This window comes from Psychrobacter immobilis (assembly GCF_904846065.1).
In the GTDB taxonomy this organism is placed as follows: Bacteria; Pseudomonadota; Gammaproteobacteria; order Pseudomonadales; family Moraxellaceae; genus Psychrobacter; species Psychrobacter immobilis_H.
Window position 1 is genome coordinate 33,015 of the sequence record NZ_CAJGZV010000001.1, and the last position, 23,618, is coordinate 56,632.

The 23,618-nt window shown below is 42.9% G+C and carries 19 protein-coding genes and 1 tRNA gene; 8 read left to right on the forward strand and 12 right to left on the reverse strand.

Translation table 11 applies throughout. The features are described 5' to 3' along the window. Positions 1-40: 40 nt before the first annotated feature. Positions 41-116 (forward strand) — tRNA-Phe (locus JMW64_RS00140). 87 nt (positions 117-203) lie between these two features. Here JMW64_RS00140 and JMW64_RS00145 read toward each other — a convergent pair. Next, positions 204-572, reverse strand: a complete 369-nt coding sequence (locus JMW64_RS00145) for a hypothetical protein (protein ID WP_201552164.1) — start codon at positions 570-572, stop codon at positions 204-206. Positions 573-782: 210 nt separating this feature from the next. On the opposite strand from JMW64_RS00145, the gene JMW64_RS00150 reads away from it, so the two are divergent. Both JMW64_RS00150 and JMW64_RS00155 read left to right on the forward strand, forming a co-directional pair. After that, positions 783-1,283, forward strand: a complete 501-nt coding sequence (locus JMW64_RS00150; protein ID WP_201552166.1) for a DUF4385 domain-containing protein — start codon at positions 783-785, stop codon at positions 1,281-1,283. 152 nt (positions 1,284-1,435) lie between these two features. After that, entirely contained in the window at positions 1,436-2,137 is a 702-nt protein-coding gene (locus JMW64_RS00155; protein ID WP_201552168.1) for a phosphoglycolate phosphatase, read from the forward strand. A 45-nt stretch (positions 2,138-2,182) separates the two neighbouring features. Here the strand turns inward: JMW64_RS00155 and JMW64_RS00160 are convergent, their stop codons facing one another. Then, positions 2,183-3,760 (reverse strand): YifB family Mg chelatase-like AAA ATPase, encoded by a 1,578-nt coding sequence (locus tag JMW64_RS00160; RefSeq protein WP_201552170.1) that lies wholly within the window; start codon positions 3,758-3,760, stop codon positions 2,183-2,185. A 370-nt stretch (positions 3,761-4,130) separates the two neighbouring features. Between JMW64_RS00160 and JMW64_RS00165 the strand changes: the two genes are divergently transcribed. Continuing rightward, a complete protein-coding gene (locus tag JMW64_RS00165; protein ID WP_201552172.1) occupies positions 4,131-6,614 on the forward strand; it encodes a penicillin acylase family protein in 2,484 nt (827 codons plus the stop codon). A gap of 469 nt (positions 6,615-7,083) precedes the next feature. After that, positions 7,084-8,625 (forward strand): oxygen-independent coproporphyrinogen III oxidase, encoded by a 1,542-nt coding sequence (gene hemN, locus JMW64_RS00170; RefSeq protein ID WP_193008886.1) that lies wholly within the window; start codon positions 7,084-7,086, stop codon positions 8,623-8,625. 279 nt (positions 8,626-8,904) lie between these two features. Here the strand turns inward: hemN and JMW64_RS00175 are convergent, their stop codons facing one another. The 6 genes from JMW64_RS00175 to JMW64_RS00200 form a co-directional block, all read right to left on the reverse strand. Next, positions 8,905-10,296, reverse strand: coding sequence for an esterase-like activity of phytase family protein (locus JMW64_RS00175; RefSeq protein ID WP_201552174.1), 1,392 nt, complete (start codon positions 10,294-10,296; stop codon positions 8,905-8,907). 164 nt (positions 10,297-10,460) lie between these two features. Continuing rightward, positions 10,461-11,321, reverse strand: a complete 861-nt coding sequence (locus JMW64_RS00180) for an SPFH domain-containing protein (RefSeq protein WP_045447605.1) — start codon at positions 11,319-11,321, stop codon at positions 10,461-10,463. Positions 11,322-11,336: 15 nt separating this feature from the next. Next, entirely contained in the window at positions 11,337-11,834 is a 498-nt protein-coding gene (locus tag JMW64_RS00185) for an NfeD family protein (protein WP_193008888.1), read from the reverse strand. Between the two features lie 184 nt (positions 11,835-12,018). Beyond that, positions 12,019-12,567, reverse strand: a complete 549-nt coding sequence (locus JMW64_RS00190) for a porin family protein (protein WP_060492090.1) — start codon at positions 12,565-12,567, stop codon at positions 12,019-12,021. A gap of 209 nt (positions 12,568-12,776) precedes the next feature. Further along, a complete protein-coding gene (locus JMW64_RS00195) occupies positions 12,777-13,319 on the reverse strand; it encodes a porin family protein (RefSeq protein ID WP_045447596.1) in 543 nt (180 codons plus the stop codon). A gap of 111 nt (positions 13,320-13,430) precedes the next feature. After that, complete coding sequence (locus JMW64_RS00200; RefSeq protein WP_201552176.1) at positions 13,431-13,976, reverse strand: porin family protein; 546 nt, start codon at positions 13,974-13,976, stop codon at positions 13,431-13,433. Positions 13,977-14,283: 307 nt separating this feature from the next. On the opposite strand from JMW64_RS00200, the gene JMW64_RS00205 reads away from it, so the two are divergent. Continuing rightward, the gene (locus JMW64_RS00205; RefSeq protein WP_201552178.1) at positions 14,284-15,516 is read left to right on the forward strand and encodes an 8-amino-7-oxononanoate synthase; all 1,233 of its coding nucleotides are present in this window, start codon (positions 14,284-14,286) and stop codon (positions 15,514-15,516) included. A gap of 74 nt (positions 15,517-15,590) precedes the next feature. Next, complete coding sequence (locus JMW64_RS00210; RefSeq protein ID WP_201552180.1) at positions 15,591-16,400, forward strand: methyltransferase domain-containing protein; 810 nt, start codon at positions 15,591-15,593, stop codon at positions 16,398-16,400. A gap of 108 nt (positions 16,401-16,508) precedes the next feature. Here the strand turns inward: JMW64_RS00210 and dnaK are convergent, their stop codons facing one another. Beyond that, positions 16,509-18,452 carry a molecular chaperone DnaK gene (gene dnaK / locus JMW64_RS00215; RefSeq protein WP_045453885.1) on the reverse strand — a complete coding sequence of 648 codons (1,944 nt, stop codon included), beginning with the start codon at positions 18,450-18,452 and terminating at the stop codon, positions 16,509-16,511. 192 nt (positions 18,453-18,644) lie between these two features. Continuing rightward, positions 18,645-19,244: a nucleotide exchange factor GrpE gene (gene grpE, locus JMW64_RS00220; RefSeq protein ID WP_201552182.1), complete on the reverse strand. Its 600-nt coding sequence runs from the start codon at positions 19,242-19,244 to the stop codon at positions 18,645-18,647. A 454-nt stretch (positions 19,245-19,698) separates the two neighbouring features. Between grpE and JMW64_RS00225 the strand changes: the two genes are divergently transcribed. Further along, on the forward strand, positions 19,699-21,102 hold the full coding sequence (locus JMW64_RS00225; RefSeq protein ID WP_201552184.1) for an alpha/beta hydrolase: 1,404 nt from the start codon (positions 19,699-19,701) through the stop codon (positions 21,100-21,102). Positions 21,103-21,226: 124 nt separating this feature from the next. Here the strand turns inward: JMW64_RS00225 and JMW64_RS00230 are convergent, their stop codons facing one another. Next, the gene (locus JMW64_RS00230) at positions 21,227-22,369 is read right to left on the reverse strand and encodes a metallophosphoesterase (RefSeq protein ID WP_201552186.1); all 1,143 of its coding nucleotides are present in this window, start codon (positions 22,367-22,369) and stop codon (positions 21,227-21,229) included. 156 nt (positions 22,370-22,525) lie between these two features. Further along, the gene (locus tag JMW64_RS00235; protein ID WP_227694004.1) at positions 22,526-23,560 is read right to left on the reverse strand and encodes a metallophosphoesterase; all 1,035 of its coding nucleotides are present in this window, start codon (positions 23,558-23,560) and stop codon (positions 22,526-22,528) included. Positions 23,561-23,618 lie beyond the last annotated feature (58 nt).

Sequence of the window (23,618 nt, forward strand, 5' to 3'; positions counted from 1 at the left end):
GCAACGTCTATATTTAGTTTAATAGCGCCTCAACGAAGACGGCTCGATAGCTCAGTCGGTAGAGCAACGGATTGAAAATCCGTGTGTCGGCAGTTCGAACCTGCCTCGAGCCACCATTCGTTTAAGAGTTCTAAAAAGCCCTGAACAGCAATGTTCGGGGCTTTTTTTATGCCTGTATTCCGTTCTGAAATAAGCCTAATAGCTTATGACAAACGTCTTCTTAATAACACCTCGCAACGCTCTCGCGAGTCTAAGTCATAAACCGTCGCGCGGTAATCGATACCATGACGCCCTTCAAAAAATATCACTCTATCGCCCACTGCTAAAAAGCAGGACGTGCGCGCATCATAAATGAAACCATCAATCACGAACGCCAAATCACGATCTATCTCGCGTACCGTATAAGTTTCTCCTTGCGGAATCAACTGCTCAAACCATGCGCTATAGGCAACATTGGTGCTTAACACGCTGATGAGCAGCAGCACCAATATCACAAATATACTTTTTAACGACATCGTAACAGTCGAGCCAGCTAGACTGATGCTATTGAGGATGTTTTTATTAACTGTCATAACTTTAACCTACTCAGACCTGCTCAATGATTAATTCTATTCGCCATGCTTCTCATGCTAAATGCTTACTGTCACGGTTGCATAACATTTTTGTGCTGTTTTTTAGACAGTGGCGCTCAGTATACTCGATAGTATTGATAATGATAAATATGACAGATGACAGATGACAGATGACAGATGACAGATGACGAATACTAATAGGGAAAAGCGATGAGAGCGTTCGATTACGATTTGGATTATAAAAACCTAGATTTGCGCGCGCAGCCAGAGCTGTATCGGGTCGGTCGCGGCGAGCAAGGCGTATTATTGATAGAACCGTATAAGTCTGAAATCCTGCCACACTGGCGCTTTGCTACCCCTGATATTGCGCTTGAGAGCAGCGAGACAATTTATCAGATGTTTTTAGATTATCTAGCGGCTGATGACTTTATGGGTGCTGATATGGCGCGCAAATTTATTCAAATGGGCTATACCCGCGCCCGTCGTTATGCCAATCACAAAGGCGGCAAAAAATATAAAGGGCCAGTGCCCGATGATAAAAAAGGTCAGAGCGGCGCACATGGTCGCGAAGAGTTGCCACGACAAATCGAAGACCCAGTCAAAGCAGAGTCAGCGCGCATATTTAAACAAAAATGGGACGAGTGTCGTGAGAACGAAGATTATTTAAGAATGAAAAAGGAACATCGCGAACGTTATAAAGAGGTTGAATAAGCATAAAATATTACCCCCAGCCTGAAAAGATAGAAATATTTATAATGACAGACTGTTAAATAATTGAATTCATGATTTGCTGTGCTAAGGTAATGAGGGCTTGGAGCTAACACTCCAAAAAAGTATAAAATTGATAGCGTGGGTAAATAATAATGACTGTAGGTATTAAGCAACTTTTGATTTTTGATTTCGATGGCACGCTCATTGATAGTGTGCCAGATTTGGCTGATGCGACCAATGCGATGTTAGCCACTCTGGGCAAAAAGACTTACCCTATCGAGACCATACGAAACTGGATAGGCAACGGCTCAAGATTGCTGGTAGAGCGCGCACTAGTAGGTAAGGTAGACGTGTTAGAAGGCGAGTTGACGGTCGAGGAAGCCAATCACGCAGAGCACCTGTTTTTTGAGGCTTACAAAAATCTCAGTGGTAGCAAAACCGTTGCTTACCCAGATGTCGATAGCGGACTAAAAAAGCTAAAAGCGGCAGGATTTACACTGGCGTTAGTGACCAATAAACCGATTCGTTTTGTACCGAAAATATTGCAATCCTTTGGCTGGCAGGACTTATTCAGTGAAGTATTAGGCGGTGATAGTCTCTCAACTAAAAAGCCTGATCCAGCACCGCTACTGCATGTCTGTAAAGCGTTGAACGTCACTCCAGAACAAGCTGTGATGATTGGCGATTCTAGAAACGATATCTTAGCCGGACAAAACGCCAATATGGATACTTTCGGGCTGTCTTATGGCTACAACTACGGACAAGATATCCGTGAGCTAAACCCGACCGAAGCCTTTGATGATTTTGCGGCATTAGTAGAATATATTTTCAAAAATTATAAGATAGACAGCTAAAATTTGAACATTAGAATGATTCATTTAAGCCATTCTTTGAAATTATTATTTGCTCCGATAGCTCAGCGCCTCAGACACATGAGCGCTTGTAATATCGATACTGTCAGCCAAATCAGCAATGGTACGCGCCACTCGCAATACTCGATGATAACCGCGTGCCGATAAATTCAGACGCTGCTGAGCGAGCTGTAATAGTTGCTGTTCACCCTCTCCTAGTTGGATATATTTATCAATCTCGCTAGGGCTAAGCTCATTATTGACCTTTTGTTGCCGCTGCATCTGATGTTTATGTGCGGCAATGACTCGAACGCGCACTTGTTCGGAGGTTTCGCCAGCTTGAGCATTTTGCAAGTCGGCAATTGGCAGCGCAGGTACAGTGATATGCAAATCAATTCGATCAAGCAGTGGACCTGATAGTTTATCTTGGTAACGTTTAATCTGTTCAGGTCGGCAGCGACAACGCCCTGAGGTATCGCCATCATAGCCGCATGGGCATGGATTCATGGCAGCGACCAATTGGAAATTAGCTGGAAAAGTCATCTGCGAGTTGGCACGGCTAATAGTGATTTTCTTGGCTTCTAATGGCTGACGCAATACCTCGAGCACGCTCCGATCAAACTCTGGCAATTCGTCAAGGAATAATACGCCTTTATTGGCAAGGGTAATTTCACCCGGTTTTGGTCGTGAGCCACCACCCACCAAAGCCACGGCTGATATGGTGTGATGAACCTGCCTAAACGGTCTTGTTCCATAATCGTAATCGCTGTCTGCCACTGAATAAGTACTGGCAACCTCTAATGCATCTTCATCACTTAAATCCGGCAATATGGTCGGCAGCCGTGACGCCATTAACGTCTTGCCTGAGCCGGGTGGCCCTGTAAATAACAGCGAATGACCACCAGCAGCGGCAATCTCTAGCGCGCGCCGTGCATGATGCTGTCCTTTGACATCAGCCAAGTCCACTTGATAGCCAACATGCTGCTGTGCTGGACTCGGTTGTACAACGTCCAAAGAGTCATAGGCTGCGCTTGGATTCGCTAACGACTGTAAGTGGTCACAAACTGTCTTTAAGCTTTGCGCGGCTAGTATCGTCACGCCATCCACACGGCTAGCCTCAGCACCATTATCAATCGGTACGATAAGCTGCGGTGTTTGTGGTTTTGGCTGCGGTTCGCTCAGCTCCTGTTCAGTGATATTTGCCACCTGCAATACTTTGGGCGCCAGCGCCTCAGCTTTGATCGCTCGTGCCACCGCTAAGCTGCCTGTCACTTGCCGTAAATTCCCATTGAGCGCTAACTCACCGATAAACTCAAACCCTGATAATACTTCTGGATCCAATTGATCACTGGCTGCCAAGATTCCGATGGCAATCGGTAAATCAAGACGTGCACCATCTTTAGGCAAATCAGCGGGGGCTAGATTGATAGTGAGACGACGATTAGGAAATTGAAAGCCAGAGTTCAGAATCGCAGAGCGTACACGGTCTTTGCTCTCACGTACCGCAGCCTCAGGCAAACCGACAATGGTCAATGCTGGCAACCCTTGCGACAGATGCACTTCAATAATGACCTTGGGCGCATGCAGTCCGACGACTGAACGGGTATAGACTTGTGCAAACGACATCAGCATTTTCCTAATATAGGGAATAATTGATAATAGAGTATTATGTATCAGTGCGCAAATGTCGTGTTTTATTGTCTCATTTTATTTACTAGCATAGTTATCAACAGTTGTTATATGATAAACGGATGCTCTTTCGCTCAGTCTTATTCGGCTATGCTGCCCCAAAGATTATCCAAAGGTTCTCACACCTGTTAACTACATTATTAACGTATTGGATAATTTTAATCGCACTACAAAGCACTAAGGATTAGCAAGAGTATTGGCAATAAAAGGATTTTATTGATCATCTAAAGTTTGCTGGCGGCTTTTTGCTGCAGATTTATATAACACCTACTTTATATAATACCTACTACCATGGATGGATAAACTTATGAGCATAAAGATGCATAATCGGCGTGTGCCCACACTCACGCTACTGACAGTAGCAGTCTCTTTAGGACTATTCGGCTGCTCAGACAGTGACAATAGTTTCAATGACGATGATGTCATACTACCTTCCACTAATTATGAAGCCGATATTCAGCGCACTGAGTTTGGTATGCCGCACATCACCGCAAAGGATTACAAAGGCCTTGGTTATGGCGTTGGTTATGCATTCGCAGAAGATAATTTCTGCTCACTAGCGCGTGAAGTTGTAGTCGCTAGCGGTCAGAGTATGCTGTATCTAGGCGCTGACGGTAATTTGGCTAGCGATGCTTTTTATACGTGGTACAACACTGACAAGCGAAAAGCTGAATTTTTAGCAGCTCAAGACCCTGAAGTCATTGATGCTGTGACAGGTTATGCAGCAGGCTATAGCCGTTATCTACGTGACAAAGGCGTGGCTAATATCGATCCCGCTTGTGCCAATGCTGAATGGGTACGCGAGATTACTTTAGATGATTTATTGACGGTCTACGGTAAAGCCAATCTACGTGGTGGCTTATCTAATTTCGTCGGTCCCATTGTAGCAGCGGCACCGCCCTCTATTGCTGGCGTTCAGGGTAGCTCAAGAATGCGTAGTGTTCCAGTCGCAAACCCTGTCGTAGAGTCAGCACCTGCATTCAATATGGATACGATTAATGCGATGAGTGGCGGTAGTAATGCCTATGCCTTTGGTAAGGAGGTGACCGGTACTAGTAGCGGGGTTATGTATGGCAATCCGCATGAGCCATGGGATGGCGTCCAACGCTTCTATCAATTTCACTTAACGATGCCAGGTGAGCTGGATGTGATGGGCGCGGCTCAACAAGGTCAGCCTTTCCCTAACATCGGTTTTAACAAAGACGTGGCTTGGAGCCATACCGTATCCACTGCCAAACGTTTTACGCTTTATCAGCTGAGCCTAGTTGATGGAGATCCTCTCAAATACAATTATACTAATAGCGCTGGTGTGACTGAGCAGCGTGATATCGAAACCGTTCCTGTCACTATTCAGCTACCAAATAATCAGACGCAGGTTCACAATATTTATGTCTCACAATATGGACCGATGTTAGCGGTCAATTTACTCAATGGTCAATTACCAGCATGGGGCGCTAATAATCTAGCTTATACTATCCGTGATGCCGCCTCTGAAAACCCAAGAGCACTCAATCAGTGGCGTAGTATGAATAAGGCTACGAGCGTTGAGGACTTAGTCGATAGAATGCAAAGCGTCCTTGGTCTTGGGTTTGTTAATACTATTGCTACCGACCGTAATGGTAAGGCACTCTATGCTGACATCTCAACCGTACCAAATGTGACCAAAGCTAAGCTTGAAGCTTGTAGTAGTGCTGCATCTGGCCCCTTCCTTGGTGCCTTAATTGCCTCTGACTTGCCAGCACTGAATGGTAGTAACGCTGCCTGTGAATGGGGAGTTGATACAGACTCACCGCAAGCAGGTATTTTTGGGCGCTCAAACTTACCTTTCTTGATCCGCGATGATTATGTTGCTAACTCGAACGATAGCTATTGGTTAAGCAATTTAGAGCAACCACTGACTGGATTTTCACCGCTCCTACGTCGTCGTTTAGCCCCCTTCTTAGGTGCTACTCCAGCAGCGGGTGTTCCCTTACTTATGCGCTCACGTATGGGACTGGTTCAAATACAAGATCGATTCAGTAATAAAGATAACTTGGGCGGTACTAACTTCAATTTAAACAATATGCAAAAGGTCGTCTATGGTAACCGCAGTTATGTCGCTGAGTTGGTACTCGACGACGTATTAGCAGATTGTCGAGCGAATGCTAGCATGCCTTTGACAGGCGGCTCTACTATTGATGCAACTAATGCTTGTAATATCTTGAGTAATTGGGATCGTCGTAATAATTTAGAGAGCAAAGGCGCTCATGTCTTTAGAGAGTTTTGGCGTAATGTGGACTTTAATGAAACGACGGATACGATATTCAGTGTTAAATTTGATGCAAAAGACCCAGTCAATACGCCTCGTGGTTTAATTATTAGTGCGGATACACGTACTGCTTTAGGAGATTCCATTAAGTTCTTCCAAGATAAAAACATCGCTCTTGATGCGTCTTTATCTGATTTGCAGTATATCGTTGATGCTAGTAAAAACGATGAGCGTATTGCTATGCATGGTGGTTTTGGTCGTGAAGGTGTATTCAATGTTGCAGAAACGAGAGGCACAAGCGCTAATGATGGCGCAAACTACCTCATTAATTTTGGTCCGACATATATGCAAACCGTTACCTTTGATAAAAGCGGCCCTGTAGCAGAAGCCTTATTAGGTTACTCGCAAGCTTCTGATACTACTCGACCGTTCCATCGTGACCAGAGTCATCGTTATTCCGATAAAAACTGGATTCGTTTACCCTTCAATGCTAATGACGTTAGCAAGCAAGCCGTTGGCAATAAAATCCAGCTAAAAGAATAAGTTTGACGTAACTTGAATTAGTGATAACTTAAATTAGTGATAACTTAAATTAGTGATAACTTAAATTAGTGATAACTTAAATTAGTGATAAAAAGACCTCAGATATATGCTGAGGTCTTTTTACTTTATGGAAGCAGTCTGTTTGAATATCGTCGATGCATCATGATGCCAGCACTTAGCCAGCTAACCGCAAGAGGGGTATGAGTATAATTGCCAAAATCAAATGGACTTATCATAGACAGTTTGTATGTAAGAAAACTCGCCGACCACCCCACTGCAAACAAGGATTTGTTATAATAGTGCTTATTGATGGCTATCAATTTAGCAGCATATAGCGCTGTGAAAATTATTATTGATAACAAAGTTATTATGGTTATTAATCATCTATCAAACACCTACTGGCTTTCAGATATTTGGTCGTTAGAGATGTAAGAACAGTAATACTCAAGGTCAAAACGAGGAGTACCGCATGACAGAACATTCAGAATTAAATACTCAGCAGCCTTACAATCGTGCAGGAGAGCAACCGACCACGACACGCCCTGTTATGCAATCAGAAAGTCCTTATGCCAGTACGCGTGGCAGTATGATGAGTAAGCAGCTACCTGCCTTTGATGAAGCTATTATTAATAAATACAATCGTTCAGGACCACGTTATACCTCCTATCCGACCGCTTTAGAGTTCTCACCTATCTCTGTTGGTCTTGAGTCAAAGATCCTTCAAAACCGTGAAGCTCGTGCACCACTGTCTTTATATTTTCATATTCCATTCTGTCGTCACCTCTGCTATTACTGCGCTTGCAATAAAATTATCACCAAGAAAAATAGCGACTCAGGCGATTATTTGCAGTATTTAATCGCTGAGATTAAGCACAAACGCCGCCTTCTACCTGTCCCAGAAGGTAGTAGCAAACCCCTCGTTAAACAGCTGCATTTGGGTGGGGGTACGCCAACATTTTTGCGTGATGAAGAAATGGTTCAACTGTGGGAGTTTTTACAAACTCAGTTTGAATTCTTACCTGAAGACAAAGGCGATTACTCTATTGAAATTGACCCACGTGAGCTGAGTGGCGAGACGTTAAAAGTGTTGCGTAACCTTGGCTTTAACCGTGTCAGTTTAGGCGTACAAGACCTCGATGAAACGGTACAAATCGCCGTCAACCGTGTACATTCAGCAGAGCTCATTGAAAATGTGTTAAATGAGGCGCGTGACTTAGGTTTTCACTCTATCAATATCGACCTGATTTATGGTTTGCCGCATCAAACACCCGCAACCTTGGATAAAACGGTGCGCCGTATCATCGAGATGTCGCCGGATCGCTTGTCAGTATTCAATTACGCACACTTGCCAGAACGTTTCAAGGCCCAGCGCCAGATTAAAGAAGCTGATTTGCCAGACCCAGCAGCCAAGCTGACGATGCTTGGCAATACCATCAATACGCTGACCGAAGCTGGCTATCAATATATCGGTATTGATCACTTCGCCAAGCCTGATGATGAATTAGCCGTGGCGCAGCGTGAGGGCAAACTGCATCGTAACTTTCAAGGTTATACCATCATGGGCGATTGTGATTTATTGGGCTTCGGCGTCTCCTCTATCAGTCAAATTGCCAATGCCAATACCCGCTATATTTTGCAAAATGATACAGATTTATCAGTTTATCAAGCGAGCATCGATGCTGCACAAAGTAACTCGGCTGCCATGCCTGCAGTAAAAGTCATCAAAACATCTATCAAAGATCGCTTGCGTGAATATGTGATTATGAATCTACTCTGTCACGACTATATCGATTTTAAAGACATCAATCAAAAATTTGGTATCGATGCCATCACTTACTTTATCAATGAGATTCAACAGCTTGGCGCCATGCAAGAAGACAAGCTCATCGATATGGACGCGGCTGGTATTCGCGTGCTACCAAAAGGTCGATTATTAGGTCGTAATGTCGCCATGGTATTTGATGAATATCTTGAGAAAAAACATAAGAATCGTTTCTCAAAAGTTATTTGATTGAGTGATCCCACAAATTAAAAGCAGTCATAAAAAAGACCTTACTCGAGGTCTTTTTTTATGGTGTTTAATAAAGCTGATGATTGACAAAAAATACCTATAGGGCGTGTCCTCATTTCAAAAATGGTGATAAAAATGAGATAAATTGCAGTCAAACGAGGAAAGTAGCACAGATAATATCTGGATATTAACCAGCTATTTAACGATGTTTAGCAAAACTTAGCCATTTTTAGCCCGTTTAGATATGATCAATTGAATTGAGGACATGCCCTAGCCTACTTAGTAGACATCACCACATTCAGAAGGCATCACCATATATAGCCTATTTGCATCTTCTATTGTTTTTTCACTGTCCAAATATTTCTGCTCGATTGTGCTTTTAGCATTGGCAATCATTGAATCCGTCATCGCAAAGTCATCGTCATTTAGTAGACCCAATGAGCCATCTTGACGCAACCACAAACCCTCTAACTTATCATGCGGATACTCTACAGTCGCGAGAACGTCGACGACCAAGGTTTTCTTGACTGGTTTGATTGCCAATTCCTTCAGCAATTGCCAATTTTTTTCATCTGCTGCAATAAGCTGCTCAAGTGTTTGTCCATTGATCGTTAAACCCAATACATGATCTTGCTTGATATTATCTGTATTTAAAATATTCTCAATATCAGTCGCCTGCGAGAGATCCATTTTATAAATGAGCTTTTGCGCAGACTTGTCTTGTAGGGGAAACTTGCGATCATGTTCAATCAAATAAAACTCGTGATTGTTAATCGCAACGATACCCGAAGTCACATGGTGAGCATGATCGAGACGATACAAATACTGTGCTATTTGACCAGAGTATAGATTGATAGTGACGATGCGCGTCAAACTAGAGACACGACCTGACTGATCAGGATTATCCATAGAAGACTCCATAATACCCACCAGTGTGCTCTGATCTGGAGTAATCGTTAATGCTTCCATACCGCGATTTGCACGACGTTTGGTAAATTCTGCTGGTAGTAAAATCAGCTGACCATTAGCCATCACATTATTGCGCTGATCGCTCGCAAAGGCATTAATACGCTCAATCTCCACCCCCTGCGCATTATAATGAACCAAATGAGGACCATACTCATCACTGATCCAAAAACTACCATCTGTTAGCGCAGCAAGACCTTCAGGATCTAAACCATTGATATCGTTTTTGATAGGATTGGTCACTGCATCAAAAGGTAGATTGGGATTCATGGTCATCGGCTGGCCGTCGACATCGTAAGGGACTTCATTAGTTCCGCCGAGTGCTTGTGGATTCGGTAGCCCAGAGATAGGATTGCCATTTGCGTCCTTTAGTAGTGTCTCTTTGATCTTAATAATCTGCCCAGTTGCTTGTAGCTCAAACAATCCGATGCGCGGTGTATAGTCAGGTACTAAAAACTGTTTACCCGTGCCTGCACTACCTGCAAAATCCGCATTGGGACCGCGATCAGTGAGCACATAAAATTGCTTGGCATTGGTTGGATGAGCCGCTGCATCTGAGCCAAAACCACCCCCTCTAATCTCAAGCTTCCTCTCAGGATACGCAGCATTGATATGCGTATCATCTAGCACGGTATAAGGTAGTGCCGTGCCTTGGATAAAGTCTTTTATTTGAATGATTTCTGTATTAATATTTTGTATCGTCATTTTTTATCCCTGATATATATTTTATTCTTGTTAAACGAACCATATGAGTTATTTATTAGATGTAGCGTTCAGCACAATTGACAGTCGAAAAAATAGCCAGCGCCTAAGAAGCTCACTGACCATTTTAAGAGTTAATGCTATAACACATGGCTATACATGACTTATTAAACCTTAAGCTTGTCACCCACCATACCTTTGATGGTACTTAAAATATCAGCAGGTAATACCACCATTTTTGCATTGTCAGACTCTGCCAGCTCGCGAATCGCCTTAATATATTGCTCACCAAGTAAGTAAACAATAGGCATCTCTTCCTCGCCCATTGCATTAGTAATCAAGCGAATAGACTCTTCAGAACCTCTCGCCAATACCACTTGTGCTTCGGCATCACGACGTGACGCCTCTAAACGTCCATCTGCTTCCAAGATAGCCGCTTGCTTTTGACCATCAGCACGAGTCACTGTCGCACGGCGTAGACGCTCTGCCGCCGCCTGCTCTTCCATTGATGCTTGCATCGTTTGCGATGGATTAATATCTTGAATTTCTACTGTCTTTAGGGTGATACCCCAGTCCGCAATATCTTCTGATATCGCATGCTTTAGCTTCATTTTGATTTCATCACGGCTAGACAATGCACTATCAAGATCCATCTCACCGATAATTGAACGTAGTGACGTCTGCACCAAATTACGAATACCATATTCATAATCTTCAATGCCATAAACGGCCTTATCTGGGCGCACGATATTGATATAAGCCACAGCGTTGGCAATAATAACGACGTTGTCTCGCGTAATGACCTCTTGTGAGGGAATATCAAGAACAATGTCTTTGGTCGTCACTTTATAAGCGACATCATCAACGAAAGGAATAATAAGGTTGAGACCCGGCTCTAGTGTTTGGCTATATTTGCCCAATCGCTGCACCACCCACTTATAGCCTTGTGGCACGATTCGAACGCCTTTGAAAACCGTAAAGACAACCAGTGCAACCAAAACCACCATGACAATGCTAAAGCTTTCCATAATTCATCCTTATTATTATAATTGCATGTCTTTATTAATCGCTGCCTGCGATTTCATACTGCTCACAATCAGCTCATTACCGACAATATCGGTCACCACCACTCGATCGCCGACCGCCACCGGCTCACCCGTAGTGCGGCACATCCACTCCGCTGCCCCAACAATAGGAACACTGAATCTGACAGTGCCCGCTCTATCTGGCTGCGGCTGGACGATAATCATGCCAGTTTCACCAACGATAACACTACCACCCAAGCCTGCTTTGGTGCGATCTACTGATAAGGGTTTAATAAACTTGAACCATGCCAGCAAGAATATGGCAGAAAGCACCAACCAAATAATAATTTGCACAGAGACAGAAATAGGCAATAGCCACGAAAGCGCGGCAACGATGATGGCGGCAGCACCAAACCAAAGGCTGGCGAATGTCGGCACAAACATCTCAATGATCAGCAATATAAAACCTAAGACTAACCAGTGCCAAGGTTCAATCAGCCACAGCATCTCCATCATCACTATATTCCCTATCTTTATCATTCTAACTTTTAATGTAGCACATTTTTAGTATTAATAATTTCTTAAAAATCATCAATATATGGTGTGTATACTTCGAAAAATATGAGAAACACATATTAAAACTTAGAGCATAAAAAAACGACCGCCAAAGCGATCGTTTCTTTTTTCTTTAATCAACTTATTAAAACTTAATGTGAGCACCTAAAGTCAATAGAGTAATATCCTCAGCGACATAATCATATTCAGCTTCAACGCTCATGCTAGGGTTAAAGTTATAACCCAGACCAATACCACCAGCAACACCACTATCGCTATCGCTTTCACTAACAGTGTTTCCAAGTACGTCACTTAAAGAAGCATCAATCTCAGCTTTAGCAAACCCTAACTTACCTTTGGCATATAAACCAGTATTAGGGAATTGATAACGGTAAGTACCGTAAGCACCATAAGTTTTAAGGTCATATTCACCTTTAAGAAGTCTGGTACCTGTATCAATATCAGTGTCACTAGAGCCTACATATTCAACTTCAGCACCAAAGTTAGGATCAAAGTTATAACCAGCATAAATACCATAAGCAGTAGGATCATCTAGATCATCAGCATCTACCATGAACTTACCAGCTTTTACACCAACATACGGCTGACCTGCATAGTTAACTGCCGCTTGCGCGCTGACACTCAATAAAGAGCCAACTGATAGGGCGATCAAAGCTTTTTGTAAAGTATTCATATATCTTCCTGTTAAATAAAACTAAAAATACCATCTGAATGAAAATAACAGAGCATATAAGTTAGCTGAACTATTGTCGAATTCGAGATATTAACAGAACCTTATTTCAAATGCACTCTTTTTTAATGACGCTTACAGTGCTTTTTATCGTACAAAAAAACGCACCTCGAAGGGTGCGTTTTTTAGTTATCATACTGCTAATCAAAAACTTAGAATTTTAGCTGAGCACCGACAGTCATAAGATCTGCGTCGCTACCTAACATGTCATATTCAGCTTCAACACTGAAGTTTGGGTTAACCGAATAACCAAGGCCTACACCACCAGCAAGGCTGGTATCATCGTTAGAAATGGTTTTTCTATTAGAGTCTTCAACGATATAGTTACCTTCGATTTCAGTCTTAGCAACACCTAGCTTACCTTTGGCATATAGCGCAGTATTTGGGAACTGATAACGATAAGTACCATACGCGCCATAGCTCTTGGCATCGATATCACCGTTATAATAATCGGCATCGCCTGAACCTACATATTCTGCTTCGATACCAAAGTTAGGATCAAAGTTGTAACCGCCATAGACACCATAAGCGGTTGGCTTGTCAGCACCGTTTACATCTAGGTCAAACTGACCGACTTTTACACCAACGTATGGCTGACCAGTGTAACCGTTGCCATAAGATACGGCAGCTTGTGCACCCATGCTTAATAAAGAACCAGCTGCTAATGCAAGTAACGTTTTTTGTAAAGTTTTCATAGTATTCCCCTAGGGTTATATTTTTAATTATTTGTCTGTAAAGTATCTGGATGAGAAAAGATTATTATTGCCATCTTCTCTCACTCGTTTAGCTGATAAATCGTTTTGGCTTTAGAACTTCAACTGAGCGCCAACAGTAAGTAGCTTGGCATCGACATCACTGTCCATCATTGAGTATTCAGCTTCGACACCAAAGTTAGGATTCACTGAGTAACCAAGACCTACACCACCAGCAAGACCTGTGTCGCTGCTAGATTTCGAAACTTCAACTGGACCAACGGTGTAATCACCTTCTACTTCAGTTTTAGCAACCCCTAGCTTACCTTTAGCGTATAAGCCAGTATTTGGGAACTGGTAGCGTGCCGTACCATATGCGCCATAAGTTTTGGCATCAAGATCACCATTTTTGTAATCAGCATCATCTGAACCTACATACTCTGCTTCGACACCAAAGTTTTGATCGAAGTTATAACCACCGTAGACACCATAAGCAGTTGGATCATCTGCATTGTCGATATCTAGATCAAACTGACCGACTTTGACGCCAACATACGGCTGACCAGTGTAACCGTTGCTATAAGAAGTAGCGGCTTGTGCGCCAACAGTTAACAAAGAACCAGCTGCTAGTGCAAGTAGCGTTTTTTGTAGAGTTTTCATTATTAGCTCCTTAAAATCAATTTGGACAAACAAGTTATCTATTTATATTGGCTTTTATAGCCCTATCGCCTTGTTTGCTAACGATGGGTATATAGTAACAAACTATTTCAAGTCGTCTGTCAGTGTTTGATGGTATGAGAGTTAAGATTTGCAAGTATTTATCAGTGCTTGGGTTACAAAGGCAAAGATATGAAACCTTTTGTTACAACCACTGAGTTTATGCAATAATCCCTACTCATTTCATCGCCTTTCTAGCAGAAATAAGCATAAAACAATAAGAGATACCGAATATTTTAAGGTAAAAATAATGACTGGACGTATAACTAGCCGCCTACAAGAAGCGCTTACAGCACTCAAAGCCACCCAACAATACCGTCAATTACCCAATCTCCATCATCATGGGCAATACGTTATTAGCGAGGGTAAAACCTTACTCAATATCGCCAGTAACGATTATCTGGGCTTAGGTGGCGACACCGAATTACAAAACGAATTTCTCAGTCAACTAACACTGTTATCAGTCGCACAAATACCTAAAATGAGTGCGACGTCCTCACGCTTGCTCACTGGAAATGATGCACAGCTACAAGCGCTAGAGTCTGAGTTGCAGGAATGGTATCAAACCGCTGTCGGCAAACGTGATATCTCTGCCTCAAAATCGGTGTTGGTATTGAATAGCGGCTATCATGCCAATCTTGGTATATTGCCAGCCCTCACAGCCTTGCCAGTCAAAACACTGATCTTAGCTGACAAGCTGGTACATGCCAGCATTATCGATGGGTTACGTTTAAGCCAAAGCAAACTTGTCAGCTATCGTCGTTATCGTCACAATGATTATGAACATTTAGCGACGTTTATTGAGCAAGCAGCGCCAGACATTGAACGCATCATTATTGTCACTGAGAGCATCTTTAGTATGGATGGTGATCGTGCGGATTTATGTCAACTGGTACAATTAAAGGCTAGCGATGCTCGTATCGAACTGTATGTCGATGAGGCTCATGCAATCGGTGTATTAGGTCATACAGGATTGGGGCTAGCGGAAGAAACACAGACATTGGCTGATATTGACTATTTGGTCGGTACTTTCGGTAAAGCGTTTGCCTCGGTGGGTGCTTATATCATGTGCGATGATGTCGTCAAGCAATGGCTAATTAACCGCATGCGTCCACTAATTTTTAGTACTGCATTACCCCCTATCAATCACGCATGGACGCGATTTATTTTAGCAAAAATGCCAATGCTAAATAATCAACGGGCGCATTTAGCGCGGTTGTCTACCAAGCTTAGTCAAGTCATCGACCCAAGATACCGTGTGTCCCAGAACACCCAGCATCCACACTATGACTCACCGATTGTGCCTTACATCTTGGGTGACAATGCCAGCACGCTTGCCAAAGCACAACAATTGCAAGCAGCAGGTTTTTATGCCCTGCCTATCAGGCCACCCACTGTGCCTGCAAACACCGCTCGTATCCGTTTGGTCATGAACGCCAAGCTGACAGATGAAGACTGCGAACAACTGATACAACAATTATAAATCTGTTGTTATACATCAGCGACGTCAGTCCTGCTATCGATTGATAATTGGCTCACTTGGATATAATAAACCGTATGAAAACACTCGCCACGCCTGATAACTTTAGCACCAGAAAACAAACCATCGCTCGTCATTTTGCCAATGCCAGCGACTATGATCAGCATGCCAATGTTCAGCAGCAAGTCTGTCAATATTTAATAGACAAACTCACTCACACTGAACACGATAGTGTGCTTGAAGTCGGTGCAGGAACTGGTCAAATGACCCGTCTACTCGCAGCACACATTCAAAGTCAATATTGGCTGATCAATGAATTATGCGCTGAACAAGCGGCTACTTTACAGTCCATAATGCCCAATGCTGACATAGCAATTGGCGATGCTGAAACGATGGACTTTGAGGGTGAGCATAGCTTGATAATCAGTGCCAATGCAGTGCAGTGGTTTGATGACCCCTTAAACTTTGTTGCGCAATCAGCACGCCATTTGCGAGCTGGAGGTCAACTGCTGTTTAACACTTTTACGCCAAATAACTTTTTGCAAATAAAGACTCTAACGGATCAGGGTCTCCACTATCCAGATATCATTGAGTGGCGATTGGCACTGATTAGTGCGGGTTTTGAGAAAATTAAACTGTCCACTCAGCGTTTCGAGTTACCGTTTGCCAGTCCTTATGCTGTCCTAAAACATATGAAATTGACGGGCGTATCGACCAATCAGACACAAGTAAAAGCCAACAGTACCCAGCCCTTTGTATGGACAAAGGCACGCTTGCAACAGTTTGAGTCGGATTATTGGCAACATTTTTCGGCGCAAGATGACGCCGGTCAGCCTATCGTTCATTTGACTTATGAAGTACTGATAGTGAGTGCCTTTAAATCATGAAGACAAGATATAGAATGGTAGGATATTTCTTATAAATAACAGCCATAAAAAAACGCACCCCGAAGGATGCGTTTTTTGTTTTAACTGCGTTTAGTTACTAAATCACAATTATTTTTTGTCTTCGTCTACTTCAGTAAACTCAGCATCAACGACGTCATCATCAGCTTGGTTGCTATCTGCTGCATTGTCCGCGCCTTGTTGGAACTGGCTTGGATCCATGCCCTCGCTACCTGCGCCTGCATCAGCATAAATCTTCTGACTAACTGGCAAGAAGGCATTGTCTAATGCTTCAAGCTTGGCTTTGATGTCATCATGATCATCTTCTTTCATCACCGCTTCAAGCTCAGTGATAGCAGCTTCTACTGTTGATTTTTCTTCAGCAGTTACCTTATCTTCAGCATCTTTTAACGCTTTTTGTACCGCATGAATACGACCATCTGCTTCGTTACGAACTTGCGCTAAGTTAGCGAATTTTTCGTCTTCTGCAGCATTGGCTTCTGCATCACGAACCATTTGCTCGATTTCTTCATCCGTCAAGCCAGAATCTGCTTTGATCTGGATGCTTTGCGCTTTACCCGTACCTTTGTCAGTTGCTGAGATATTCATGATACCGTCAGCATTGATGTCAAAAGTAACTTCAATTTGCGGTAGACCACGTGGTGCTGGTGGAATATCCGTCAAATCAAAACGACCAAGCTGTTTATTTTGGTTAGCGATTTTGCGCTCACCTTGATAAACCTGGATGGTCACAGCTGGTTGGTTGTCTTCAGCCGTTGAGAATACCTGTGATTTCTTAGTAGGAATCATGGTGTTTTTCTCAATAACTGGTGTCATGACACCACCCATCGTTTCGATACCAAGCGTTAGTGGCGTCACATCAAGTAGCAATACGTCTGTTTTTTCACCAGACAATACCGCGCCTTGAATCGCAGCCCCTGCCGCTACTGCTTCATCAGGGTTCACATCTTTACGTGGCTCCTGACCGAAGAACTCTTGTACTTTTTGCTGTACCAGTGGCATACGAGTCTGACCACCAACTAAGATAACATCATCGATGTCACCAATTTTTATGCCAGCATCTTCAAGCGCAATCTTACAAGGACCCATGGTACGTTGTACCAACTCTTCAGTTAAGCTCTCAAGTTTTGAGCGACTGATAGTGACCACCAAATGCTTAGGACCATTGCTGTCTGCAGTAATATAAGGCAAGTTCACTTCAGTACTTTGGGCACTTGATAACTCAATTTTCGCTTTTTCTGCCGCTTCTTTTAGACGCTGCATCGCCAATGAGTCACCTTTCAAATTGACATCTTGGTCTTTTTTGAACTCATCAACCAAATAATCAATCAATGCTGAGTCAAAGTCTTCACCACCAAGGAATGTATCACCATTGGTTGCTAAAACTTCAAACTGCTGCTCGCCATCAACGTCAGCGATTTCGATGATTGATACGTCAAAAGTACCACCACCCAAGTCATAAACAGCAACCGTGCTATCGCCTTGCTTCTTGTCCATACCGTACGCAAGAGCCGCAGCTGTTGGTTCGTTGATGATACGTTTTACATCAAGACCTGCAATTTTACCCGCGTCTTTTGTTGCTTGACGTTGTGAGTCATTAAAATAAGCTGGTACGGTTACAACCGCTTCAGTAACAGTTTCACCAAGATAGTCTTCTGCTGTTTTTTTCATTTTTTTCAAGATTTCAGCAGAAACCTGTGGTGGTGCTAATTTTTTACCGTTAATTTCTACCCATGCATCACCGTTATCCGCTTTGGCGATTTTGTAAGGTACCATGCCGATGTCTTTTTGCACGACTTTGTCATCAAAACGACGACCAATCAAACGCTTAATCGCAAACAACGTGTTGTTTGGATTGGTGACCGCTTGACGTTTGGCTGACTGACCCACCAAAATTTCATCGTTTTTATAAGCAACGATAGATGGCGTTGTACGAGTACCTTCAGCATTTTCGATGACTTTGACTTTGTCACCTTCCATCACTGCGACACACGAGTTAGTCGTACCTAAATCAATACCAATTACTTTACCCATAATTATTTGCTCCTAATTTGTTTTAAGTATTTATCTATTCAGACCGTGGTTGATCTCTTGTTGCTATATATATCGGTTTACTTATGGATTTTTTCAAGTCAATCATCATGCAAAATTTGTCTTTCGTGTGACTTTTTGTGAAAACCCTTAATAATAGTAGGGTTTAGCACACTAAAAATCCAATTTTTAGTTCTACTGCCCAACACGTACCATGGCTGGGCGTAATAAACGACCGTTCAAGCTATAACCTTTTTGTAATACAGTACCGACAGTATCAGCCTCTGCTTCTTCATCGATACCCACCGCTTCATGCAAATCCGCGTTGAATTTCTCGCCTTGTGGGTCAACCATTTCGACGCCGTTCTTATTTAATACGTCCAATAACGCTTTGTGCGTCAGTCTCACCCCTTCTGTAACAGGGTCATCGGCATAGGCGCTTTCGATGGCGCGTTCTAAATTATCGACCACTTCTAATAGCTCTTTGGCAAATTTCTGCAAGGCAAAACGCTTGCTCTTATCCGCCTCTTGCTCCATGCGTTTTTGTGCATTGTAAGCTTCGGCATTGGCACGGGCGGTGACTTCTTTAGCTTGCTTCACTTCACCTTCTAGCTCAGCGATGCGCGCTTTAAAGGTGTCGAGATCGATTTCATTTTCGATGGTCATCTCTTCACCTGAGTTATGCTTTGGATCAAACTCTTTCATGGTTTCTTCTAAAATACTGTCACTGTGTTCAATATTGTCATGCGCCACATTTTGCTCAGGCGATTCGTGGTTGGTATTTTGCTCGCTCATGATAGCTCCTTAGAATTTTAATAATGACAATTTATATAAGAGGCAACAAGTTCACTATTTACTAGGGATACTGTGCTCTTATTAAATAATTAACCCGTCTTACACATTGTTTTTATGAATACCTTTTACTAGCTGTTTGATAAAGGTGATGAAGGTAAATTTCAAGCCTAAGCCAAGGGAATTTTTCTAATTTACAACAAATATTGCCTAAATCTGGATTAAAGTGCTCAAAACAGAATTTCATAGGTAGTAAATGGCTACCCATGCTCGTTAACACAAGCTACAAGAAAGCAGTACTTATTCCAAAAAACTTACCGTTGGTACATAAGCCATTACCAAACAATACTCAACTTTATTTTTGATTACTCTATTATTGCTACAAATAGTATGGCTCATATCAAAGTAAACGCTCATATATGACAACGCATACTGACAATCCTTAACGAGAAGTGTTATGTCTAAATCAACCGTGTTATCAATCAATGTGCTATTAAATAAAGCGCTGATGACGATAAAGCTCGCATCAACAGATCGTATAGATAATGGTATAAAAGAAGAAAATGGCACTCAAGAGAATCGTTTGACCGTCAAACAAAAAGTACTTAGCTATAACCCGTTGACGACTTGCCAGCCGCATACCTTGCACTATGCCATGAAAGGAGTCGGCTATCTGCCAACGCCACTATTAGAGAGCTTGGTTGGTTATTTGAAAGGACCGACCTCAAAACAATACCTGCACGCCGATGCTCACCTGCGTTTGATTCTCGCGGTGAATAGTAAACTTAAAACGCCTCTTGAGCTGACACCAATGCATGAGCTGCGCGAAAGGTTCGCCGCTGACGCCGTGGCGATGCAAGCGCCGTACGTATGGCAGCAAACAAGTGACAATGTCATCGGCAACATGAAACGATTTACGAAAAAAAATCAGAAGCTTGTGCATTGGGAAGACAAAGTGATTGCCAATGCTGATGATGGCGATATGACCATTCGCTGTTATCAATCAGCCGCGAGCTCTCATGGCTTAGGGTTCAAAAAAGCGGATACTCATAATTCTGATGAAACAGTGCTGTTATATTTTCATGGAGGTGGATTTTGTATTGGTGATGTCAATACCCATCATGAATTTTGCCACGCGGTTTGTGAGCAAACGGGCTGGCCGATAGTCAGTGTTGATTATCGCTTAGCACCTGAGCATCCAGCACCAGCGGCATTAAAAGATTGTCTCACTGCCTACGCTTGGCTGGCGGAGCACTGCCATACCTTAGGCGCTTTACCCTCGCGAATCGTGCTAGCAGGCGATAGTGCTGGCGGCGGATTGTCCACTTTGATTGCTCAACAACTCACTGCGCTCTCGCAAATCGCATGGTCAGATCTGGGTATTGCAGGTCAAAAAATGTTCGATTTATTAGAGCGCTTACCAAAGCCGCTTGCACAAATGCCTTTATATCCTGTGACGGATATCGAAACGGATTATCCAAGTTGGGAGTTATATGGCGAGGGATTATTATTGGATCATGCCGATGTGGCTGTATTTGATGCTGCTTGTTTAGATAACAGCGCCTTGCCACGCCAGCATATCCTTAACTGTCCGATGCTTGGTGATAATAGTAAAGTATGCCCGACTTATATTGTCGCCGCAGAATTAGACGTATTACGTGATGAAGCATTTGCTTATGCAAAGAAATTAAAGGTGCATGGTGTAGCAGTCGAGACTCATACCATTCTTGGTGCGCCGCATGGTTTTATTCATTTTATGAGTATTCATCAAGGTATCGGACAAGCAACAGATGATATTATTAAAGGGTTTGCGAGCTTTGTGCGTGACGTTATCAATACCCAGTCACAATTAGCGGCATAGTTATCAATACAGTTGTATAAGAAAGTGCCAGTTTACTTAGAAAATATAATGGTACTGCCACTATTTAAACGTTACTTTTTTAAGCATTGTTTTCTTAAATATTGTTTTCTTAAATATTACTTGCTTAAACGTTATCTCCAACATGACCATTCACAGTGATCAGCCAAATCTCTGAGCGCGAACCCAAGCGAAATGGAATGCCCCAAAAGCCGTAACCAGATGACACCACAAAGTGTCCTTTGCCAATGGCTTCATAGCCATAACCCAAGCGGTTGATGGCACTGACAATGAAGTTGGCGGGGAATATTTGACCGTTATGGGTATGCCCTGATACCTGTAAATCAATCGGTAGCTGGCTGTGCTCAGCAATATCACTCGGTCTATGATCTAGCAGTATCACTGGCTGTGTAGTATTAACTTGAGCCAGTAGATCGGTTGTGGCTACCCGCTGTCTTTTATGGTTATCAAAACGCCCAACCAGCCAGATTGGTTGACCTTCATGCTCGATACCGATTACTTCGTCATTTAATAACTGCACGCCAGTAGCACGCAACGCTTGGACAATCGGCTGCTCGTGCCCGTATAAATCATGATTACCTAAAGTCACATAGACCCCATATGGCAGACTTTTGCATAACTCCGCCAAGTTTTTTGCCATATTATAATCAGTAAATGCCTGTATATTGTCATCCATGATATCGCCCGGCATCAGCAGTATGTCTGCTTTATGCTGCACAATAAGATAATGCAGCCTATCTATTGCGCCGCTACCAAATAATCGTCCGATATGTAAGTCGCTAGCGACCGCAATACGTAATGGCTTAGCCAAAGGTTTATCAATATCAATAGATAACTCACGTACCACAGGCGCATAAGCACTGTATAGGGCATAGAAAAACAACCCGATAAATATTGCCAACGCCAATATTCGCAACCCAAAATCGACGGTAGCCGGTGTAGCGAGTACATCACCAGTTAGCGATGTGACCAACCAATATCCACCATAAAATAGGCTGGTAACTAAAGCCGTCAATAGCATGAAATGCATGACTAACATCCAACCACTGATCCAGCGATAGCTATTTTTAAATGCTCTATTGACACTGAGTAGCAGCAAACCGTTGGTAATAACGAATACGATGACCCATACCGAAGTTTGCAAACCTGCTGTCTGCCAAGGCTGTAACCACCATTGCACGCTTAGAGCTGCACCGACACTAAAGAGCTGCAATAGCACAAAAATGGTGATAAAAAATGCGTAGCGCATGAAAAATCCTTGAGTATGATGGCGTCAATGCAGTGTGTTTTTAGCTAACCAGACAAGCAAAGTAGCTATTAGCCAGCCTAACAGCAAATAAAAACCTCTACTATTTAGATATGGTAGAGGCTTTATCATAGGGGCAACACTGTTTATTTAAATAGCTCATACACCAGACTGCAACGTAATTATCCAAATCTCAGAACGCGTACCCAGTCTAAATGGTACGGGACCAATGCCATAACCAGAGGTCACCAAAAACTGCGTATCGGCTATTTTTTTGCTGCCATAGCTTAACGGTGTCAACCAATCCATCAATAGCGTTAGTGGAAATATCTGCCCACCATGGGTATGCCCAGACAGATGCAAATCGACTGGCAGGGCGCTGACCTCATCCATCGCGCTAGGACGATGTTCCAAAAATATCACTGGTTTTTCTGTGTCTACTTGCGTTAATAATTCCTCGGCTGACAATCTGGTACGATCAATATCATCTGAGCGCCCCACCAGCCATACTGAATCATCTAATAGCACACTCTCATTATCAAGCGCTTTGATGCCCGCCTCTTCCACCGCCTGTGTAATCTGCTGGTCATAACCGAAATAATCGTGATTGCCTAAAGTCGCATAGACGCCAAGCGGTGCCTTTAGCTTTAATAGCTGCTCATGCATATTGGTATTATCGTAAGCAATCGTATTATCATTCATAATGTCACCAGCGATAACCAAGACATCAGGATGTTGCGCATCGATAAGGCTTACCATTTTCTTTATCTGTCGATTGCCAAACCATCTACCCAGATGCGTATCAGAGACAAGCGCGATATCCATTGGTTTAGCCAGCGGTTTGTCAATCGTAACAGTTAGACGATGTACGACAGGTGAATAAGCATTAAATACCGCTAAGCTAACAATGGCGACATAAACTGTAATGGCAAAGGTGCGCAAGAGTATTGGACGAGATTTCCGCTTAAAGAGCTGATAAACGAATAGCGCAACTACAGCGGTTATCAAACCCGCATAAAGCATAAAACCTTGCAAAATACTAACGACCAGATAAACGTGGAAGCGCTCACCCCAAAACTCAGTCAAACCATAAATGAGAGCACTATTATTAATAATAAAGACAGCAGCTATCAGCACAGCTTTGGCGGCAGTCGTTTTTGGCTTTATTAACCAGTAAATAAGAACGGTGGTCATAACAGCTAGCAACTGAGTAAAAACGATGAAGAACCACATAATCAAGTCTGCTTAGATA

What these genes read in the sequence shown, in the direction of transcription:
- JMW64_RS00190 (WP_060492090.1), bottom strand. Translation starts at nt 12,567, where the DNA reads ATGAATACTTTACAAAAAGCTTTGATCGCCCTATCAGTTGGCTCTTTA.
- JMW64_RS00225 (WP_201552184.1), top strand. Translation starts at nt 19,699, where the DNA reads ATGTCTAAATCAACCGTGTTATCAATCAATGTGCTATTAAATAAAGCG.
- JMW64_RS00210 (WP_201552180.1), top strand. Translation starts at nt 15,591, where the DNA reads ATGAAAACACTCGCCACGCCTGATAACTTTAGCACCAGAAAACAAACC.
- JMW64_RS00235 (WP_227694004.1), bottom strand. Translation starts at nt 23,560, where the DNA reads ATGACCACCGTTCTTATTTACTGGTTAATAAAGCCAAAAACGACTGCC.
- JMW64_RS00145 (WP_201552164.1), bottom strand. Translation starts at nt 572, where the DNA reads ATGACAGTTAATAAAAACATCCTCAATAGCATCAGTCTAGCTGGCTCG.
- JMW64_RS00200 (WP_201552176.1), bottom strand. Translation starts at nt 13,976, where the DNA reads ATGAAAACTCTACAAAAAACGCTACTTGCACTAGCAGCTGGTTCTTTG.
- JMW64_RS00180 (WP_045447605.1), bottom strand. Translation starts at nt 11,321, where the DNA reads ATGGAAAGCTTTAGCATTGTCATGGTGGTTTTGGTTGCACTGGTTGTC.
- JMW64_RS00195 (WP_045447596.1), bottom strand. Translation starts at nt 13,319, where the DNA reads ATGAAAACTTTACAAAAAACGTTACTTGCATTAGCAGCTGGTTCTTTA.
- JMW64_RS00160 (WP_201552170.1), bottom strand. Translation starts at nt 3,760, where the DNA reads ATGTCGTTTGCACAAGTCTATACCCGTTCAGTCGTCGGACTGCATGCG.
- JMW64_RS00185 (WP_193008888.1), bottom strand. Translation starts at nt 11,834, where the DNA reads ATGATGGAGATGCTGTGGCTGATTGAACCTTGGCACTGGTTAGTCTTA.
- grpE (WP_201552182.1), bottom strand. Translation starts at nt 19,244, where the DNA reads ATGAGCGAGCAAAATACCAACCACGAATCGCCTGAGCAAAATGTGGCG.
- hemN (WP_193008886.1), top strand. Translation starts at nt 7,084, where the DNA reads ATGACAGAACATTCAGAATTAAATACTCAGCAGCCTTACAATCGTGCA.
- dnaK (WP_045453885.1), bottom strand. Translation starts at nt 18,452, where the DNA reads ATGGGTAAAGTAATTGGTATTGATTTAGGTACGACTAACTCGTGTGTC.
- JMW64_RS00150 (WP_201552166.1), top strand. Translation starts at nt 783, where the DNA reads ATGAGAGCGTTCGATTACGATTTGGATTATAAAAACCTAGATTTGCGC.
- JMW64_RS00230 (WP_201552186.1), bottom strand. Translation starts at nt 22,369, where the DNA reads ATGCGCTACGCATTTTTTATCACCATTTTTGTGCTATTGCAGCTCTTT.
- JMW64_RS00165 (WP_201552172.1), top strand. Translation starts at nt 4,131, where the DNA reads ATGAGCATAAAGATGCATAATCGGCGTGTGCCCACACTCACGCTACTG.
- JMW64_RS00205 (WP_201552178.1), top strand. Translation starts at nt 14,284, where the DNA reads ATGACTGGACGTATAACTAGCCGCCTACAAGAAGCGCTTACAGCACTC.
- JMW64_RS00175 (WP_201552174.1), bottom strand. Translation starts at nt 10,296, where the DNA reads ATGACGATACAAAATATTAATACAGAAATCATTCAAATAAAAGACTTT.
- JMW64_RS00155 (WP_201552168.1), top strand. Translation starts at nt 1,436, where the DNA reads ATGACTGTAGGTATTAAGCAACTTTTGATTTTTGATTTCGATGGCACG.